Source organism: Citrobacter sp. A316 (assembly GCF_002042945.1).
GTDB classification, from domain to species: Bacteria; Pseudomonadota; Gammaproteobacteria; order Enterobacterales; family Enterobacteriaceae; genus Citrobacter; species Citrobacter portucalensis.
Genome location: NZ_MVFZ01000006.1, coordinates 36,977 through 55,656, shown reverse-complemented (window position 1 = coordinate 55,656; position 18,680 = coordinate 36,977). Strand labels below are relative to the sequence as shown.

Here is an 18,680-nt window from a genome sequence, read left to right as displayed (position 1 = left end):
ATCCGACCTACAAAAACAGCATGCAGGCCGGGTAAACGGGGTTTAGAACTTCAACGAACCCTGCATATACAGCGTGCGCGGCTGGCCTGCGTAGATGCCTTTGTTGTTGTCGTCGTAAGAGCGGGTGAAATACTCTTGGTCGAAGATATTTTTCACGCCGAACGCCAGGTTCAGATCTGCCATCTGCGGGCCAAAGTCATAAGCTACGCGTGCCCCCCAGAGCATAAAGCCAGGAATTCGACCGGTACTGCCGTCAGTGCTCTCTTTAACGGTGTTGGCGTTATCCGCAAACTGGCTGGACTGGAAATCGCTGTTCAGGTTGAAGGTCCAGCTACCCGGCTTATAGTCCACGCCCAACGTGCCTTTGTGTTTCGGTGAGAACGGCACCTGATTGCCATAGGTATCGCCTTTCTCGCGAATCTCAGCGTTCACATACGCATAGCTTGCGTAGACTGAAACGTTGTCGAGCGTTGGCGTCAATGTGCCGAGATCATAGCGAGCCTGAGTTTCCAGTCCGGTATGGCGCGTTTTACCGCGTGCGGTAACGGTGTCGTTGGTTTGGTTAGAATCGTACTGATTATTAAAGTTAATCAGGAACAGCCCCATTTCCGCCGTCAGCGCGCCATCGTCGTATCGGGTTCCGAGCTCCCAGGTTCGCGCTTTTTCCGGTTCCACATTGCCGCTTTGCACAGCCTTGCCAATTTGGCTGTACTGTACGGTGCCGAATGAGCCTTCAGTGTTTGCATAAAGATTCCAGCTGTCAGTCAGGTGATAGAGCACGTTTATCGCCGGAAGTGGGGCGTTGTAGCTCACTTCCTCATGTGTGCCTTTGATGGCGTTGTTCTGGTATGACTCGATATGTTCAAAGCGCATACCCGGTGTGATAGTCCAGTTGCCAATGTCGATTTTGTCATCCAGATACCAGGCGTGCGCTTCGGTGCCGGAACGAGTGTCGCGATCGTAAGGGCTGGCGCTGGACGGCAGTTGTCCGCTGCTGGTGGCGGTGTAGTAACGCATTTCATGCGTCGACTCGCTCACATAGCGGTATCCCACGCCCACTTCGTGCGCGGAAGGACCCACCATAAAGCTCTGGCTGTAGCGTGGTTCAATGCCGCGTACCCAGTAGTTGCGCGGTGAAAGGGTGAGGCGTTTGCCCTGTTCCAGGTAGCCGCTGCGCAGGGTTTCAGTGTAGAAGCCCTGAATATTGAATTTATGCTGGCTGTCCGGCTGGAACTGATAGCCGAGGCTTGCCAGCTTGCGGCGCCCCCAGAAGCGATCGTAAGGGCGCGTGGATTGCCAGCGGTCGGCGTTGTAATCCGCGCGAGACAGGCCGCCGGGCATGTCGGCTTCACCGTCGTAGTATTGCAACAGGCTGTTGAAGGTATGCACTTCGTTTGGCGCATATTTGCTTTTCAGCATCAGGTCGTCGATGCGGGTCGCGCTGTGTTCGCGCCAGTCGCTTCCACGAGTGCCGGAGTAAAGCAGGGCGGTACCAAAACCGTTATCCGCCGTGCCGCCCACCATCAGGTTGTGTGTTTCTTTTGGGTTATTTTGTGAAGATGTTGGGCTAAGCTGGCCTTCCACGCCGGCTTCGATGCCGAAGTCTTGCGGAATAGCGCGGGTAACAAAGTTCACCACGCCGCCCACGCTCTGTGGCCCGTAACGCACCGCGCCACCGCCGCGAACCACATCGATGGCGTCCATATTTCCGAGTGAGACGGGCGCCAGCGAAAGCTGCGGCTGGCCGTAAGGGGCAAACGGCACGGGAATACCGTCCATCAGCACCGTTGAACGACTGGCCAGGCGCGGGTTCAGGCCGCGAATACCAAAGTTCATCGCCAGATCGTGGCTACCGGTGCCGTTGTTTTCTGGGGCGGTAACGCCAGGAATGCGGTTCAGTACCTCGCGCATGGATGTTGCGCCTGTTTTGGCGAAATCCTCGCGGCGGATAACGTCACGTGCGCCAGCATGTTCGAATACGTCGTTTTCGCGCGCATCCCCCAGCCAGTCACCCACCACGGTCAGGGCATCTTCTTGCGGTGTTGGTGCGGACTCCAGTGTCCAGCTGTTATTACCCAGCGGTTTCACCTGCAGGCCGCTGCCGTTCAGCAGGTGTTGCAGACCGGTTTCGACGTCGTAGTCACCGTGAAGACCGTTACTCTGTTTGCCGCGCGTCAGGCTAGCGTCAACCGACAGGGTAATTCCGCTGAGCGCGGCATACTGATTAAGGGCTTTGTCGAGCGAACCCGGTGCGATATCAACCTGTGCTGCGAAGGCGGATAACGACAACCCGGCCAGCGGCAGCAGGCTCAGGCGAACGGCGTTAACCAAAGGTGTTGTTTTGCGAAAAACGCGTAAAGGCGTCATACCTTCTCCATCATCATTTTTGTTGTGTTCATCTATGAGTCGAATGAGAAGGGGAAAAAGGACAATCGAAATGAGAATTATTTTTCTTACAATGCAGAAATATTTACCCAGTATCGCGTAACTGACTGAATTTTCACTGGAAGAGTCTTGGCGATAATATCCAGGATTGCATCGGTATTCTTCAGCGGGAAAGTGCCACTCAGGCGTAACCCGGCCACCGCCGGATCGCAGCGCAGCACGCCGTTGCGATAACGGCTCAGCGTGGCAATCACGTCACCCAAAGGTTTATCGCTGAAGCTCAGAATCCCCTGCGTCCAGGCGGCGCTTTCATCATCCGCTGAGGCTATTGCACCAAATTCAGACGCGCTAAACTGCAGGCTCTCGCCAGCGCTGACGATGCGTTTTTCCTGCGGACGGTTTGCGAGTAAAACTTCAACAGCGTGTTGTTGAACGACAACGCGTGTGACGTTGTCCTGCTGATAGACGGTAAATTCTGTGCCTAATGCGGTGAGCTGGCCCTGGCGGGTCACAACGCGGAAAGGTCTCTGCTGCGCGTCTTTTGCAGTAGTAATAGCAATTTCGCCGTACCAGAGATGGACAGCGCGTTGACGCGTATCAAAACGAACGTCCGCGGCGCTTTGTGTGTTGAGCGTCAGCAGCGAGCCATCTTCCAGCCGCTGATGGCTGACCGCGCCTTTGGCGGTGCGGTAATCCGCGCGCAGACCTTCACCGGCTTCAGATTGCCAGAGCTGCCAGCCGCCGCCCACGCCGAGCAGCAGCAGTAGCCCTTTCATGACATGACGACGGGTAAGGCGCGTATCGTGCAGCGCCCGGCTGGCGACATCACCCGGTACGCGGCTGAGCTGGCTGCGCAGATTTTCAACCTGTTGCCAGGCCCACTGATGATCTTTGTCCTCTTCGTACCATTGTTGCCAGCGCGCCTCCTGCTGTGGGCTGACACGTTCGCCGCTCAATACAGCATACCAGTGTGATGCCGAGCGCAATGCATGGCGGCGAGAATCGGTGATAGAGGCATTCACAGGCCGTGCTCCAGACGAAACAGCAGACAATGTTCGATAGCCTTTGCCATATATTTTTTCACCAAGCTGACGGAGATACCGAGCTTCAGCGCGATCTCGCTGTATGTCAGACCATCCAGTTGCGAAAGCAGAAACGCTTCGCGTGTTTTTCCGTTCAGCCCGTCAAGCATGCTGTCGATGAGTTGCAGGGTTTCGAGCTGGCTCTCGCGTTCCTCGGGCGAAGGCGCGAGCGCCTCTGGCATAAGCGCCAGCATCTCCAGATAGGCTTTTTCCAGCGCGTTTCGACGAAACAGGTCGACCATCACCCGTTTAGCGAGAGTGCACAGAAAGGAGCGCGGATCGCGGATCGTCGAGAGCGAGTCGCTGCCCATTACCCGTAGAAAAGTGTCCTGGGCAATGTCATCTGCATCAAAGGCGGACTGGAGTTTGCGCGTCAGCCAGCTTTTCAGCCAGCCGTGATGTGCGCCATAAAGCGACTCGAGCGTAAAGGAAGCAGTGGTAGTGGCGTGGTCAGACATGCGGAATGTATCAAAAGTTAATTATCACGCGATCATAGTAATATGAGAATGGTTATCATTACAATTGGAAATATAATTGTATTACGTTGAACTTCTTAATGCGTTGTTATTTATAAAAATGTTCTGAGGTGGATATAGGAATGGGAAGAGGGAGTCTGCTTCTGGCATGTGACGGTTGGAATGACATCTGACCATGCCTGCTGTGAGCGTGGAGCAGCTGTTACTTTTCGGGAAAAGGTGAGTTGCGGATCAGGAAATGCTCAATCGAGTCGATTAAACCGGGAGCTAAGGGGAGCGCGGGTTCAGCGTATGATGCGATATTCGCTTTGCGATCGTCCGAAGTCACCTCTTTCATAACATGGTTCATATTGGGCAGTATAACCAGGGACACTTGAGGATTCGCGGCCTTAAGCAGTCTTGCATCAGTTTCTTCCACCTGGAGGTCGCGTTGCCCTTGTAGCACTAACACGGGGTTGGAGATACTCGAAATGAGATGACCCGGATTATATGAAAATGCATTGATCAAAAACCCCTGAACCGCAGGATTAAAGATACTTTGCAGTGCTGGGTGAATATTCGTAATATCGACTCGCCGCCGATGCTCCAGAGCATCAATTATCGGCAGCGCCTGCTTTAATAGAATTTCATTTTCCGGATTAGCGTTAAGTTGCCCCCTCAACACCTCGCCCATCGGCCTCCCAGGCGTTGCGATAAGAACCACACCGCACACATTCTCTTCTTGAGCCGAGGCAAGTGCGACTACACCCCCTTCGCTGTGTCCTAAAACCCAAACACAGGGAGTGTGCATGTGACGTCTAAGCACGTCTACCCAGGATCGAATGTCGTCAACATAGTCAGCAATCGTCACCGCGTTGGCATCCTCTACGGCCATTGCGCTAGCGAACATTCCACGTTTGTCGATACGAAGCGTCGCAAAGCCTTTAGCCGCCAGGCCTTCAGCAAGAAGTCGGTAAGGCGATGCATTCACTCCAAGCGGGTTGTTTCCATCCCGATCGGTCGGCCCTGAGCCAGGAACGATAAGAACAACGGCTGTTGGTTTTGAATTCGGGGTGAGTAACGTGCCTTTTAAAGGCCCTTTTGGTCCAGCGGCATCCAGGACAGTTTCGGAAAAGGTCACTGGTACTGCCGCCAGACTCACAAATGGGCAGGCGCCCAAAAGGGCAATTGAGGCGGCAATATTCATCGGAGATGTTCCTGTAAAATTCAGCGTAGCCGTCAATTTATATTATAAATATGGCCTGCTCTCCATTGATTAATACATCAGCGGCGATAGAAAAGTCCGCTGTGAGCGAGGAGCGGACGTTCTCATAGGCCCTTTTCCGACCGCTCTGTACGGCACCCACTTTCCCCCCTGCCCGCCAGTGCTTATCTACTCCCGCGGAAAGGGGATTAATGATGACCCCTTGTTATTAAGGAATTTATGCTATGGCTGCGATGCTTTTGCACCAAAGCTGAATGTAACTTTTTCGGCATTTTTATCATTTTTTCTCTCATGCTCAAGTATTTGTGCAGCTTCCATTTCTCCAATTGTGCCTTTTACTGGTTCACCATCAATAAGATATTTTACTAAGCTTTTATCCGCATCGTCACACGCTTCGCTTAATTTAAAGAAACGATAAGGGATAATATTTATGGCAACACTCTGTTCAGTGGATAACGTTTCCACTGACGCATTTGCATATCCTTCCAGATTAGACTTGAGGGACAAGTAAAGCCTCCAGCATTTTTCGATTTTATTCGCAGCATCGACATCGCTTCTTGATATTAACATTATAGAATCCTGAGAGATTGACAGCTTTGGTGTGTCATCGTCCATCAAAGTAGTGAGCCTTACCCGCTGGGCCTCACGGTTGTCTTCCGGATTGCTTTTAATGTATTCATTCAGTCCATTCAGGAGCAAGTAAGACATTCTGGAGTGTATTACAAGCGCCCTGATACTACCTCCAATTGACTGAATGGCAACTGCCGCGGCATCGTTATCCAGCTTTTCAGCGCGTTTATTTGCCGTGTAAGAAAAAAAGGTGGCAACGAGTGAAATAATTATTGCAAAAATTGCAATGATATCGGATGGCTTAATGCGGTTTCTTCTCGCACGACTCATACTGTCCTCTGCTTGGCTGAAATCTAAAGAGCCTATTAAATTAACGCGTTTGCCCCTTGATCTGAAGGGAAAGGCTTAGCAACAGAGATGAATAACTGCAATGCGGGTGACATGTTCCCCGTAAATCAACACAAGCTGATGATAGCAATGTCCGCTCCAGGCACGGAGCGGATGGTAAGCATGATCTTTAGAACCGCTGTGAGCGAGGAGCGGAAGTTAGCCTCGCAAGCACAAAAGCAGTCTGTCGGAAGCTCTATAAAAGTGAATGGTTCGTTTTGCAGGGATACTTACATGAGGAGCTCAATTTAATGTTTTCAATTGAATTGCAGAACTAACGTTTTCTATAGTGTCTGCTAAGTATTCATTGGGCTAGTGACTATTCAGAGAATGGAATAGTGTTAATCAGTCAATAATTAAAAGTTATGAGTTGTTTTTTTAAAATACGACAAAAGTTAATGTACCCAACAATATTTCATTTATAAAGTATAAATTAAGGCTGGTTTCTTTAATGTTTTATGTGAGTTTGATTGTTATCATGAGTGTTAAAATACTTTGAAATACAATTGCATAAATTACTATTTTGGTTTGGGAAATAACGTACAAAGTTTAGATGCTGCTTATTGATTAACACATTACTAAAAAAGAACTGGGGGTAATATGAGTTCACAAGTTCCCGGTACATTCAAAGCCCTGTTGGAGGAAGTTACCCGTCTGAGAGTGTATGGTGCAAGCGCATTATATCGTCGCATACGCTCATTGGTGGCAGAGTTCGCGCGAGCTGAAGCTGAAAACTCCTTAGAAAGCGTTGATCTGGACCCTAGACGGCGACCTTGTAACGAAATACCTCCTGGTCCACTTGATAAGCCTTGGAAATCTTTAACATTTGATGAAGTTGCCTTAGAAGTTCAGTTAGAAGATGCTCGGCGTACAGTTTTTTTAGATCCAAAAGAGGCAGCTATAGCAGCATTGGCAACTTTTTTGTCTGGCCAACTCCAGAACCTTGAGTTCCGCGACCCCGAAGGTGGTGTTCCATTGAATGAATTAGAGGAGATTGCACGAAAAACTCTTGTTGGTAAAGTGCCAATTATAAGTATCAATCCTCATATGGCTTCATCTATGCAGGAAGTTGTACACTCGTTACGTTATTTGGCCGATTCACTTGAGTCATCAACAGGAGCGGATATTCTTGCAAGAACCTATCAGTTTTCCGGCAATGCTGTAAGTTTGGAGGGTACTTGTTCATTTGAACGGAAAGAGCAAATTGGTAGTCGGTGGACAAAGAATGGAACTGTGCTTGAATATCATTTCAGAGATATTTATAAATGCCTGACACGCGATCCATGCTGTGGTAACCCTAGCTATCATTATGAATATCAGAATGATAGATGGGAGGTTGTTTGGCAAGGGTCAGAAAATCCAGGCAACGTTCCTCCTGTGAATCCACCAAACTATGAGTCTTCTCCTTGGAGAAATCGCCTGCCATTATTCACTGATTCTTCTCTTGGAACACAAACTTCAGATTACGGCTGGAGGACAATAGATGGTACGCCTAAATTTCATGCTGGTATTGACATTGCCGCCCCAGCGTCATCAAACGTCCAATCAAATATTGAAGGTACTGTTGCTTGGATAAATCAAAGTGGTAGTGCAGAAGAACCTCAGAGTCGTGGAGTCATCATTCGCGATAATAATAATATTACATATACATTTTGGCATGTTACTCCGAGCGCAACTCTTAAAGTCGGTGACTCAATCTCTAAAGGAGATCGCATTGGTGGTCTATATGACTGGGGTACACGGACACATCTACACTATGCAGAACATGCCCCCCCGGAGGGTAAATGGGAACAACGCAATAATTCAAACTCACGTGACCCACTTCCGTAGAGATTATTAGCATGAAACGAAAATACATGTACTATATGATTCTTTTTTTTGCTGCACATATTATTTCTGGATGCAATTGGGTTAGAGAGCAACTAGTACCTACAAGCTATATAAAAAGTAAAATCGATCCAGATTTTGTACGTACATCATATTTTATTGGAAAAACATGCTTGGGTACTAACCCTGCAGATCAGATGGTATTAGTCGGCAATATCTGTGTTGATCGCTATGAGGCATCACTTTGGACAGCTTTAAAAGATGGGAAGCAAATTATGAACCCCAAAACAGCGTGTAATATTAATGGTTCAGATTGCATAGGAAAAATTTTTGCTCTTAGCATTAATCATGTTAGCCCATCTTCAAATATAACATGGTTTCAGGCTTCTGCTGCATGTGCATCATCAGGAAAACGGCTGCTGACAAATTCAGAATGGCAGGCAGCTGCTTTAGGGACGAATGATAACTCAACTAACTGTAATATTTCTGGAAGTGCTGCAAGCATTACTGGAAAAAATCAATGCGTTTCTTCAACAGGTATAGAAAACATGATCGGAAGCTTATCAGAATGGGTTGCTGACTGGAGTCAAAGTAACAGCCGAAACGACGGAGGAGAATTCAGCCGAGCTGAGTTTGGGGAGGATAAAGTTGCTGGCATTGACGAAGCATCTCCGGAATCATTTCGATTACCTGCCGCATTTTTACGTGGCGGAAGCTTTGAGGATAAAAAAGGAGCTGGGATGTTTACAATTGACGTTCAGAACGCCCCAGTTAGAGCTAGAGAGACAATTGGGTTTCGTTGTGCTCGTTAGTTAACTGGCCGCTCTACACCTATAGTTCAACGCGACACCTTGTCACAATGACCGCTGCTGGCACGCAACGGACAGGCTACGTGGTCATTGGGTCTGCTTTAAGCGAGGAGCGGACATCGCAGAGACATTAGAATACTGAGCGGCTATGTATTTCTCTTCAATTACAAATCAACCGCTAATGCAATACGACTATGGTATCTGGTTCGCTGTAATCAATTCGATACCAGCATCATGCATTGCTGTGAAAGCCGCCTCTTGATCGATTATTTGTTCAGGTAACATAAAACCAGTCAATGGGCTTTTAAGTAGGGCTTCAATAACGATGATAACGCCCAGGGCTGTGAAATGTGCCTGCCCTTGTGGGTCAGAGGCGATAATTCGTTTGGACTCTGAAGCACCTGAAACGTTAACACCCTGTATATCAACATACAACTCAACCGAGGCTTGGGTAGCCTTTCTCTTACCCTCGGAAGTCCCCATGGCAACATCCAACCTTATATTGTCGGCACATGTCATTGCCGCAATAGCACTGATATCTAAAATACCAAACGGAGTGGTCTCGACAAATTCACCACTGATAAGGCAAATTTGACTCTGCTCAGCAGTATAACCCCAGACACCATCTTTCCGGATAAATGCAGGAGCTATTCCCTGATTAAGTTCAATTTCAGTAACTTTGCCAATAGGGTCTTCCGGATCATGCAATGCAGTTAGCTGTACGCTTTTCACCGAATTAAACTGGCTGGCAAGTTTATCAACCAGCGGTAAAAATATTCCCGCCTCATAGTACCCTAATGGTACGATCGGCGAAGTTGTATGATGAAACATCGCCATGTTCAGTAGTGGTGCATAACCGTCAGCGGTCCCTAGAGTGATATCAATAAAAGCAATATTGTTGCGAATAGCATATTCACCCAATATATGTTTTGGATCGGGTACGGCGCTGATAATCAGTTGTGAAGTAGATACTAGCAGGGGAAGATCCCTGCCCTTCAAATCAAGACATACAGTCATGCTGTTTCCTAACTGAGCAGCAAGTTTTTCGCCATTTTGCGGCGAGCGGCCAGCCAGGATTAATTTTGCGTCCGGAAAACGTGCCCGTAGTTGAACGGCCAGGTTACTGCCTATCATCCCATAACCACCGGCGATAAAAATCTGCTGGATCATTTTATAATTCATCATGGTTTCTCACTTAAGCGTTGCTGATGAGGTGACTTTAGAACATAAATCAGCTTTAATTAAGCTCATTAATTTTCATGGGTTAGTGAGATTAAATCATCAATGAGTGTAAAAATTTCCGATTTTGAACCCTTTATCGCAGTAGCAACTTTTCGCAGTTTCCGATTGGCGGCAGAAGCTGCAGGCGTGACACCTTCAGCAATGAGCCACTCTATCCGTCAGCTTGAGGAGCGATTAAAGATACGATTATTTAATCGTACGACTCGCAGCGTATCTCTTACGGATGCAGGGCATAAATTATTTGAATCGCTTTCCCCGCTCTTTAATCATGCAATTGATGCCATTGAAGCAATAAATGATTATCGTGGCACCCCCATAGGTACGCTACGTATTAACGCCGTCAGACTGGGGGGGCGTTACCGACTCGCACCTATAGTCGCTGGATTTAACAAAGCCTATCCCGACGTTAGGGTGGAAATTATTCAGGATGATAATTTGGTTGATATTGTGAGTAATGAATACGACGCGGGGGTGAGGCTGAGTGATATTATTGAAATCTATCCCGCTTGGCCAACCTATTCGTTACGCCGTTGTGGCAAGCCCAGAATATTTTCACTCGCATGTCAGACCAAAGCAGCCCCAGGATCTTTTGGAACACTCCTGCATCCAGTTTCGTTATCCTGGTGGGCGCAGCTACCAGTGGCAATTTGGTCGCAATAACGAGCGAATTGAAATTAATGTGAAGGGTATGATTGAGGTAAATGACCTTGACGTTGCGCTAAGTCTGGCACTAGAGGGAGTAGGTATCAGCTATGTATTGTATGAAATGGCAGAGCCTCATATCCACAGCGGCAAACTCATTTCTATACTTGAGGAATGGCTGACAGAACTTCCCGGTTTCTATCTTTATTACTCTAATAGAAAATACGCATCCACGGCATTTAAAGTTTTTGTTGAGTATATTAAAACTCATCGTTAATACTTGTTCATTTATTGGGATGTCTGTAATAGGCATTCCCCAATTAATAGAACATATAAACGTCACTACCGTCCGCTCCTGGCACAGAACGGACGTTCTGGGTGAGTTTAAAGTCTGCTGTGAGCGAGAATCGGATATCTCAACCCATTGTGGTTCCTGTCACCAGTGACGGAAACTTTGCTCGTGCTGCTGGTTTTAGCGTTTAACTGGATGATGCGGGCACTAAAACGACGTGTGTTATTCGCCGTGACCAGCCCAGAACTATTGATATGGAGCCCGGAACGGCAAGCGCCAGGAACAAATACCTGCGGCTATTAAGAATGAAGTGTTGGCCAGACTGGAGGCCATTCTGAGCTGACGCTTTAGATGTGGAAGGCAAACTCAGAAAAGCAAAAAGCCTGCTTAGTTTCCTAAGCAGGCTTCTTAAATATGGCTCCTCTGACTGGACTCGAACCAGTGACATACGGATTAACAGTCCGCCGTTCTACCGACTGAACTACAGAGGAATCGTTTGAACGAGGCGCATATTAGCGAGGGTGGTGAGGCTTGTCAAAGGGGTAAATACATTTGTGTGTTCGTTTGCTGACAAAATCAGCAAAGCGGCGATCTTTCCGTCTTTTTATGCTTTTGCCCCATTCTGGTGCGTGTCTACCTCTTCCAGGGCAGCCTGAATGAGATACTTAGGTGTGCAGAATGATCTTCCTTCGCTTTTACTCCTGACTTTACGCGGTTTTAACCGTAAAACACCATTTTAGACGAAAGTGGCAAGCATCTTGCAATCCTGAATTCAATGACTGCCAGCACGGGTTCTGGTATTCCGACAGGAGGCAAAATGAACTTCAGACGACTGAAATATTTCGTGAAAATCGTCGATATTGGTAGCCTGACCCAGGCAGCGGAAGTGTTGCACATTGCGCAACCCGCGCTGAGCCAGCAGGTCGCTACGCTGGAAGGTGAGTTGGATCAGCAATTGCTGATTCGTACCAAGCGTGGCGTCACGCCGACGGAAGCAGGAAAAGTGTTATATACCCACGCCCGGACGATTTTACGTCAGTGCGAACAGGCGCAACTTGCGGTTAATAACGTGGGCCAGACCTTGAGTGGTCAGGTCTCTATCGGCCTTGCGCCGGGGACAGCTGCGTCATCCATTACCATGCCGTTATTACAGACGCTACGTGCTGAACTGCCTGATGTGCTGGTCTATTTGCATGAAAACAGTGGGGCAGTACTGAATGACAAGCTGCTCAGCGGGCAATTAGATATGGCAGTGCTCTATGAGCGTTCACCCGTGGCGGGCATCAGCAGTCTACCGTTGCTTAAAGAGGATCTGTACCTGGTCGGCACGCGTGAGTGCCCTGGGCAAAGCGTCGATTTAGCCGCGGTGGCGCAGATGAATTTGTTCCTGCCACGGGATTACAGCGCGGTTCGCCTGCGCGTGGATGAAGCTTTTTCGCTACGTCGCTTAACGGCTAAAGTGATTGGCGAAATTGAGTCTATCTCCACCCTAACTGCCGCCATTGCCAGTGGTATGGGCGTCACAGTGTTACCTGAGTCGGCCGCCCGTTCATTATGCAATGCGGCGAACGGCTGGATGGCGCGCATCACAACACCATCGATGAATCTGCCATTATCGTTGAACGTATCAGCCAGAGGGAGCTTATCGCCCCAGGCGCAGGCCGTGAAGGAGATCCTGTTGTCGCTGGTTAGCCGTCCGGCGCTGGAAAATCGTGAACTGCAGCTGGTCAGCTAAACCTTATTCCCACAAGGAATAAGATGCAGGTTTTTATTATTTGTTATGCCGGGCATCAGACTTTAACAATAGCGTAATGTCTGATGTGCCCGGAGCGAAACGTGAATTTCCAGCAACTTAAAATAATCCGCGAGGCGGCCCGTCAGGATTACAACCTGACAGAGGTCGCGAATATACTGTACACCTCGCAGTCTGGCGTCAGCCGACACATTCGTGAACTTGAAGATGAACTTGGTATCGAGATTTTTATCCGTCGCGGTAAACGCCTGTTGGGCATGACTGAACCGGGTAAAGCCTTGTTGGTTATCGCCGAGCGTATTCTGAATGAGGCCAGCAATGTTCGTCGACTGGCGGATCTGTTTACCAATGACACGTCCGGCGTTCTGACGATTGCCACCACGCATACCCAGGCACGCTATAGCCTGCCAGCGGTGATAAAAGCCTTTCGTGAGCTGTTCCCTGAGGTGCGTCTGGAACTTATTCAGGGCACGCCACAGGAGATTGATGTCCTGCTACAAAATGGCGGCGCAGATATCGGAATTGCCAGTGAGCGACTGAGCAGTGATCCATTGTTGGTGGCTTTTCCCTGGTTTCGTTGGCACCACAGCCTGCTTGTTCCTCACGACCATCCATTAGTGAAGGCTTCTCCGCTCACGCTGGAGTCCATCGCTCACTGGCCGTTAATTACCTATCGTCAGGGGATTACAGGGCGTTCCCGCATCGATGAGGCGTTTGCTCGCAAAGGGCTGATACCGGATATTATTCTCAGCGCCCAGGACTCGGATGTGATTAAAACCTATGTGTCGCTGGGGTTGGGGATTGGGCTGGTGGCAGAGCAATCCAGCGGCGAGCAGGAAGAGGGGACCTTAATCCGTCTGGATACCCGGCATTTATTTGATGCAAATACCGTTTGGCTGGGGCTTAAACGCGGACAGCTGCAGCGCAATTACGTCTGGCGATTCATCGAGCTATGCAATGCAGGGTTATCCGTCGATGAAATTAAGCGCCAGGCGATGGAGCCAGATGAGGCGGTGATTGATTATCAGATTTAACTACAAAAGCCCGTGAGCATACGGGCTTCTCTGACGTCGTGAATGGCGAATAGAACGCTGCGTTACCTCAATGTCTCCAGCTTCAGATCCTGCGTCGGCACCCGCGACAATATCGAACAAGACACCGCTCGTCCCGAATCCGCATAAATAAACTGAAATCCATTTCTCACTGAAAGAACATCTCGATTGGTAAACGTATAGAATTTATTACTCTGACTACGCCGGGCATCGGAAATATAAAAACTATTGTTTTCCCACAGCACGCTAACGTGCTGGAACAGATGAAATGTCACCTCCGCCCAGCCTCTGTCAGGGCAACGTAGCGTGACTCTCTCGCCGGCTATAGTACTTAGTGGAATTACTAATAAAGCGGTTAGCGCAGTTTTCAGCAGTATCGGCATGGGCAATTATGGGTCTCATTCTGATGTCATTGCACGATAAGGTACTTAACTCTGACGTTAACGAATTGGATCATAGAGACATTTTGCATAAGCAGACGGACATTCTCCCCTCGCCAGTATGGAAAAGCCTGGGTGTGGAGTGAAGCGCTCTACCCGGCAAATGGGATCGCAGAAAAGCAAAAAGCCCGCTTAGTTTCCTAAGCAGGCTTCTTAAATATGGCTCCTCTGACTGGACTCGAACCAGTGACATACGGATTAACAGTCCGCCGTTCTACCGACTGAACTACAGAGGAATCGTGTGAACGAGGCGAATATTAGCGATGCCGCTCAGCGTTGTCAAAGCCTGAATGGATAAATGCGATCGTTTGCTGAAATATTCCCCATTTCGCCGATTATTCAGACGCAACCGGCTGTTTTATACACTTTTCGCGTTCGGGGCGCGGGTATTTCCACAACCAGCGGCCGGTGACCATACGCCAGTAAAATAACGCGGCGCGTACGGCCCAGTCGAAAAACATACCTAACCAAACGCCGACAACGCCCCATCCTAATACGATACCCAGGGTGTAACCCGCGACTACGCGGCAGCCCCACATGCCCAGCATCGATACCCACATAGCAAAACGTGCATCTCGCGCACCTTTAAAGCCCGCTGGTAACACCCAGGATGCAGCCCATATCGGCATAAATGCTGCGTTGAGCCAAATCAAGATGACTATGACCTCTTTTACATCCTGATCGTGGGTATAAAATGAGGCCATCACTCCGGCGAAAGGAGCGGTTAGCCAGGCAATTGCCGTCAGGCCGATCGTCGACAGCCAGAATACATGCCGTAGCTGGATTTCAGCCTGGGCAATCTGACCATTTCCCAGACGTCTGCCGGTAATGATTGTCGACGCGGAACCTAAAGCATTCCCTGGTAGGTTGATAAGCGCGGCGATAGAAAATGCAATAAAGTTCCCGGCGATAACGCTGGTTCCCATGCCTGAAACAAACATCTGCGTCAAAAGTTTGCCGCCATTGAACAGCACTGACTCGATACTTGCCGGAATGCCGATCCCCATCACCTCCCAGATAATGGCGAGATTGAGCGGCTTAAAATAGCTTTTGAAGGGAATTCGCAGCGCGGGGTTAAAACCAATCATCAGTACCCAGATGATGGCAATCGCCCCGATGTAGCGCGAAATGGTCAGTCCCAGGCCAGCACCCACAAATCCCAGACCTTGCCAGGAAAAGATCCCGTAAATGAGGATGCTACTGATGATGATATTCAGAATGTTCATGCCGCCGTTAATCAACAACGGTATTTTTGTATTTCCGGCTCCACGTAGTGCGCCGCTACCGATCAGCGCAATGGCTGCTGCCGGGTAGCTGAGCACCGTCAGCTCCAGATAGGTAAGTGCCAAAGCTTTAACGTCTGGCGTTGCTTCACCTGCGACAACGTCAATAATCTGTTGACCAAAATAGTGAATGACCGCTGCCAGCACGATAGCAAAAATTGTCATGATCACCAGCGATTGTCTGGCCGCGGCTCTGGCCCGTCGACGATCTCGTTTCCCGAGGCTAAATGCTACAACCACGGTGGTACCCAGATCGATGGCGGCGAAAAATGCCATGATGACCATATTAAAACTGTCGGCGAGTCCGACACCGGCCATCGCTTCTTTTCCCAACCAGCTTACCAGGAAGGTACTCAGAACACCCATCAATAGCACACAGGTGTTTTCCAGAAAAATGGGGACAGCCAGCGGAGTGATTTCGCGCCAAAAGAGAACCTTATAACTCTTGCGTTTGGCATACCAGGGCGTGCGGGAAGCGACCTGGCGTAAGGCAGCGGAGACGTTCAAAGTGGACCTTAACGAAGAAAGTTGAAACCTCATTTCAAATGATGAGGGAGAATCAAAAAAGCTGCAAAGTTTTTTCTATTTAAAATGTCTGTAAATGCAACAAAGTGTCGAGAGAAGCATCAATTGATTCGCATTCGAGGAAATGGGGTTTGACAAAAATTTTTTCGCCGCTAAGATAAGCCTCCACAACGATTCCTCTGTAGTTCAGTCGGTAGAACGGCGGACTGTTAATCCGTATGTCACTGGTTCGAGTCCAGTCAGAGGAGCCATATTTAAGAAGCCTGCTTAGGAAACTAAGCAGGTTTTTTGCTTTTTCAGTCCAGTGCATCCACCTGACGGGCAGGTGGAGCGCGATGTGTTTCGAATCAGAACTGATAGCTGGCAGTAATGCTGACGTTGCGCGGCTCACCATAAACGATAGAACCGTCGATATTCGTGTCGTAGGTTTTATCGAACAGGTTATTAAGGTTACCCTGCACTGAGAATTTTTTTGTTACCTGGTAGCGGGTGAACAAATCTATCAGGGCGTAGCTTCCCTGTTCCGCGCGGAATGTGCCATAAGGCGTGACCGTATCACTGTAAACACGATTCTGCCAATTAACTCCACCGCCTACGGTCAGTTCCGGCATGGCTGGCAGGCGATAACGGGTAAACAGTTTTACCGTGGTCCGCGGCAGGTTCGGGTTTACCGCATTGCCTTCGTTGTCTTCAGCAACGTAGCGTGTCGCGCCAAACGTCATCTGCCAGTTATCGGTGATCGCACCGTTAATCTCGAATTCGACCCCTTTACTGACCGTACCATCCATCGCTTTAAAGGCCGTGTCGCCATTGCTACCAGCGATTGGCACGCCGGTTGATTGCGCTACGTTATCCTGTTCAATGCGAAACACCGCGAGCGTGGTGGTTAAACGGCTGTTCATCCAGTCGGACTTCAGGCCAAGCTCATAGTTGTTGCCGGTGATCGGAGAGAGGTATTTACCGGAACTGTCGTGCTTGTTCTGCGGCTGGAAGATTGAGGTATAACTGGCGTAGGTAGACCAGTTATCGTCAATGTCATATACCAGCCCCGCATACGGCGTGGTGTGGTTTTGCTCCATGCTGTAGGTCAGGGTGTCGATACGCCAGTTGGTATAACGCGCGCCGACAATCAAATGCAGTGGGTCGGCCAGCGAAATACGCGTTGCGGCGTACAGCGATTTCATGTGCGTGGTATCGTCCTGAGCCAATGACTGTGGGTTCCAGTTGGTTTCCGGGAAGTTACCATCGTAGGTATAGAAGCTGCCGATTTCGTTGGGGAAAACGTTCGCCCACGAGCTTTCATAACGGTTATTCTGTTTACTGTAGCTACCGCCCAACATCAGATTATGCTGACGACCAAACAGATCATAACCGCCGTCGGCGAATAGATCGACAGCATCCACTTTACGTTTGCCGCTGTTCCAGCCGGTTCCTCCGACGTAGTCATATCCCGGACCATAGTTGCCATATGGGCCAATCAGCGTGCCGTCGGCCTTATTAACATAGGCGTCGACGTACATCATTTTACTGTCGAACTTGACCTCGGAGTGGGTGGCGTTCATGGTCGCCTGCCAGGTATCGGCAAAACGTTGTTTGATGGTGACAAACACTTTGTTGAAGTCTTTATCGTTGTAAGTCCAGTCCGGCGCAGTACTACGCGAGCGGTCATAGCTATTTTTACTGCCATCGGTATTCCAGCGCGGCAATCCACCCCAGGTTGGGCTGTTGATATCAATGCGCTGGTATTCATAACCCGCAGACAGGCTGGTGGTGTCGCCCAGATCGGCATCGACAATCCCGGAGAAGAACATTTTTTCGCTATTGTAGCGATCAAGCCAGGAGTCGTTATTCTGGTAACCCGCCACGATGCGACCGCGCACATTGCCGTCTGCCGTGAGCGGGCTTTGTAGATCGGTCACATAGCGTTGTTTATTCCAACTGCCATATTCCGCAGAAACATTACCGGTGAACTCGCGGCTGGTGGCATGCTTACGGATCATGTTAATGGTGGCTGAAGGGTTACCCGTCCCGGTCATTAGCCCGTTAGCGCCACGGACCACTTCGACACGCTCAAAAAGGGCGGTGTCGGAAAGGGCGTCACCGAGATTCCAGCGGGATTCAAAATAGGTTGGGATCCCATCAACCATATAGTTATCAATCTGAAATCCGCGCGAGTAATAGCTGCTGCGATCGGAATCCGCCTGGCTTTTGCTTATCCCCAACGTGTTGTCCATCACATCGCCCAGCGTTTGCAACTGCTGATCTTCCATGCGCTGCTGGCTGACAATGCTGACCGATTGCGGAATATCGCGCTGTGTCATCTGCATTTTTGTGCCAGCAGTCGTCGATTTAACGCTGTAATCCTGCTCCTCACTGGATGCGGCTGGAGCAGAACCCTCCACGATCACTGTCTCTTCAGCAGGGGCTGCGAGGCTGGTGGAAGGTAAAAGCGCTAGCGTGATACATGCTGCCAGCAAAGAAGGTGCTAGGCCCGATTGGCGTTGAACATTCCCGTTGAGTGTTGTGAAAGACATCGAAAAGTCCTTGATAATTATTAATATTAAGTTCAAATCACCGGTAGTTGTGATGAACCCTTTGGTTGTAAATTATTAAATGCGCATGTAAATACAAATGCGAAATATACGCATTAGCACTCAATGTGTAAACAGATGCTACGGCATAAATGAAATATTGTTTCAGTACTATGCTTG

General features: G+C 49.2%; 13 protein-coding genes, 3 tRNA genes and 2 pseudogenes. 7 read left to right on the top strand and 11 right to left on the bottom strand.

Annotated elements, in window-relative coordinates:
* Positions 1–42: 42 nt before the first annotated feature.
* The 5 genes from fecA to BZK41_RS09070 all read right to left on the bottom strand — a co-directional run bounded on the left by fecA (position 43) and on the right by BZK41_RS09070 (position 6,047).
* Positions 43–2,367, bottom strand: a complete 2,325-nt coding sequence (gene fecA, locus BZK41_RS09090; protein ID WP_079937949.1) for a TonB-dependent Fe(3+) dicitrate receptor FecA — start codon at positions 2,365–2,367, stop codon at positions 43–45.
* Positions 2,368–2,453: 86 nt separating this feature from the next.
* Positions 2,454–3,407: a ferric citrate uptake sigma factor regulator FecR gene (gene fecR / locus BZK41_RS09085; RefSeq protein WP_079937948.1), complete on the bottom strand. Its 954-nt coding sequence runs from the start codon at positions 3,405–3,407 to the stop codon at positions 2,454–2,456.
* On the bottom strand, positions 3,404–3,925 hold the full coding sequence (gene fecI / locus BZK41_RS09080) for a ferric citrate uptake sigma factor FecI (RefSeq protein WP_079937947.1): 522 nt from the start codon (positions 3,923–3,925) through the stop codon (positions 3,404–3,406). Before fecI ends, fecR begins: the two co-directional genes overlap by 4 nt.
* A 220-nt stretch (positions 3,926–4,145) precedes the next feature.
* Positions 4,146–5,129, bottom strand: a complete 984-nt coding sequence (locus BZK41_RS09075) for an alpha/beta fold hydrolase (protein ID WP_079937946.1) — start codon at positions 5,127–5,129, stop codon at positions 4,146–4,148.
* 240 nt (positions 5,130–5,369) lie between these two features.
* Entirely contained in the window at positions 5,370–6,047 is a 678-nt protein-coding gene (locus tag BZK41_RS09070; protein WP_079937945.1) for a hypothetical protein, read from the bottom strand.
* A gap of 657 nt (positions 6,048–6,704) precedes the next feature.
* Here BZK41_RS09070 and BZK41_RS09060 point away from each other — a divergent pair.
* Together BZK41_RS09060 and BZK41_RS09055 are read left to right on the top strand one after the other, a co-directional pair.
* Positions 6,705–7,934: a M23 family metallopeptidase gene (locus BZK41_RS09060; protein WP_079937943.1), complete on the top strand. Its 1,230-nt coding sequence runs from the start codon at positions 6,705–6,707 to the stop codon at positions 7,932–7,934.
* Positions 7,935–7,945: 11 nt separating this feature from the next.
* The gene (locus tag BZK41_RS09055; RefSeq protein WP_079937942.1) at positions 7,946–8,743 is read left to right on the top strand and encodes an SUMF1/EgtB/PvdO family nonheme iron enzyme; all 798 of its coding nucleotides are present in this window, start codon (positions 7,946–7,948) and stop codon (positions 8,741–8,743) included.
* Positions 8,744–8,932: 189 nt separating this feature from the next.
* Here the strand turns inward: BZK41_RS09055 and BZK41_RS09050 are convergent, their stop codons facing one another.
* A complete protein-coding gene (locus BZK41_RS09050; RefSeq protein ID WP_139762594.1) occupies positions 8,933–9,925 on the bottom strand; it encodes a hypothetical protein in 993 nt (330 codons plus the stop codon).
* A gap of 99 nt (positions 9,926–10,024) precedes the next feature.
* On the opposite strand from BZK41_RS09050, the pseudogene BZK41_RS27745 reads away from it, so the two are divergent.
* Positions 10,025–10,901 (top strand): annotated as a pseudogene (locus BZK41_RS27745) (LysR family transcriptional regulator).
* A gap of 122 nt (positions 10,902–11,023) precedes the next feature.
* Positions 11,024–11,259, top strand: a pseudogene (locus tag BZK41_RS27510) (type II toxin-antitoxin system PemK/MazF family toxin); the annotation flags it as partial.
* A gap of 72 nt (positions 11,260–11,331) precedes the next feature.
* On the opposite strand, the gene BZK41_RS09035 reads toward BZK41_RS27510, so the two are convergent.
* A tRNA-Asn gene (locus BZK41_RS09035) sits at positions 11,332–11,407 on the bottom strand.
* A gap of 326 nt (positions 11,408–11,733) precedes the next feature.
* Here BZK41_RS09035 and nac point away from each other — a divergent pair.
* Both nac and cbl read left to right on the top strand, forming a co-directional pair.
* Entirely contained in the window at positions 11,734–12,651 is a 918-nt protein-coding gene (nac, locus tag BZK41_RS09030) for a nitrogen assimilation transcriptional regulator NAC (protein ID WP_079937940.1), read from the top strand.
* A 101-nt stretch (positions 12,652–12,752) separates the two neighbouring features.
* Entirely contained in the window at positions 12,753–13,703 is a 951-nt protein-coding gene (cbl, locus tag BZK41_RS09025) for an HTH-type transcriptional regulator Cbl (RefSeq protein WP_079937939.1), read from the top strand.
* A gap of 618 nt (positions 13,704–14,321) precedes the next feature.
* Here the strand turns inward: cbl and BZK41_RS09020 are convergent.
* The 3 genes from BZK41_RS09020 to BZK41_RS27740 all read right to left on the bottom strand — a co-directional run bounded on the left by BZK41_RS09020 (position 14,322) and on the right by BZK41_RS27740 (position 16,138).
* A tRNA-Asn gene (locus tag BZK41_RS09020) sits at positions 14,322–14,397 on the bottom strand.
* Positions 14,398–14,496: 99 nt separating this feature from the next.
* Entirely contained in the window at positions 14,497–15,984 is a 1,488-nt protein-coding gene (locus tag BZK41_RS09015) for an EmmdR/YeeO family multidrug/toxin efflux MATE transporter (protein ID WP_123266936.1), read from the bottom strand.
* 46 nt (positions 15,985–16,030) lie between these two features.
* On the bottom strand, positions 16,031–16,138 hold the full coding sequence (locus tag BZK41_RS27740) for a DUF5951 family protein (protein WP_223116619.1): 108 nt from the start codon (positions 16,136–16,138) through the stop codon (positions 16,031–16,033).
* Positions 16,139–16,144: 6 nt separating this feature from the next.
* Here BZK41_RS27740 and BZK41_RS09010 point away from each other — a divergent pair.
* Positions 16,145–16,220: transfer RNA gene (locus tag BZK41_RS09010), tRNA-Asn, on the top strand.
* Positions 16,221–16,316: 96 nt separating this feature from the next.
* On the opposite strand, the gene fhuE is transcribed toward BZK41_RS09010, so the two are convergent.
* Entirely contained in the window at positions 16,317–18,503 is a 2,187-nt protein-coding gene (fhuE, locus tag BZK41_RS09005; protein WP_079937937.1) for a ferric-rhodotorulic acid/ferric-coprogen receptor FhuE, read from the bottom strand.
* Positions 18,504–18,680 lie beyond the last annotated feature (177 nt).

Bases quoted from the DNA above. Each gene is read 5' to 3' on its own strand.
- BZK41_RS09060 (WP_079937943.1), top strand. From the start codon at position 6,705: ATGAGTTCACAAGTTCCCGGTACATTCAAAGCCCTGTTGGAGGAAGTT.
- BZK41_RS09075 (WP_079937946.1), bottom strand. From the start codon at position 5,129: ATGAATATTGCCGCCTCAATTGCCCTTTTGGGCGCCTGCCCATTTGTG.
- nac (WP_079937940.1), top strand. From the start codon at position 11,734: ATGAACTTCAGACGACTGAAATATTTCGTGAAAATCGTCGATATTGGT.
- BZK41_RS09070 (WP_079937945.1), bottom strand. From the start codon at position 6,047: ATGAGTCGTGCGAGAAGAAACCGCATTAAGCCATCCGATATCATTGCA.
- BZK41_RS09050 (WP_139762594.1), bottom strand. From the start codon at position 9,925: ATGATGAATTATAAAATGATCCAGCAGATTTTTATCGCCGGTGGTTAT.
- fecA (WP_079937949.1), bottom strand. From the start codon at position 2,367: ATGACGCCTTTACGCGTTTTTCGCAAAACAACACCTTTGGTTAACGCC.
- BZK41_RS09055 (WP_079937942.1), top strand. From the start codon at position 7,946: ATGAAACGAAAATACATGTACTATATGATTCTTTTTTTTGCTGCACAT.
- fhuE (WP_079937937.1), bottom strand. From the start codon at position 18,503: ATGTCTTTCACAACACTCAACGGGAATGTTCAACGCCAATCGGGCCTA.
- fecI (WP_079937947.1), bottom strand. From the start codon at position 3,925: ATGTCTGACCACGCCACTACCACTGCTTCCTTTACGCTCGAGTCGCTT.
- BZK41_RS09015 (WP_123266936.1), bottom strand. From the start codon at position 15,984: ATGAGGTTTCAACTTTCTTCGTTAAGGTCCACTTTGAACGTCTCCGCT.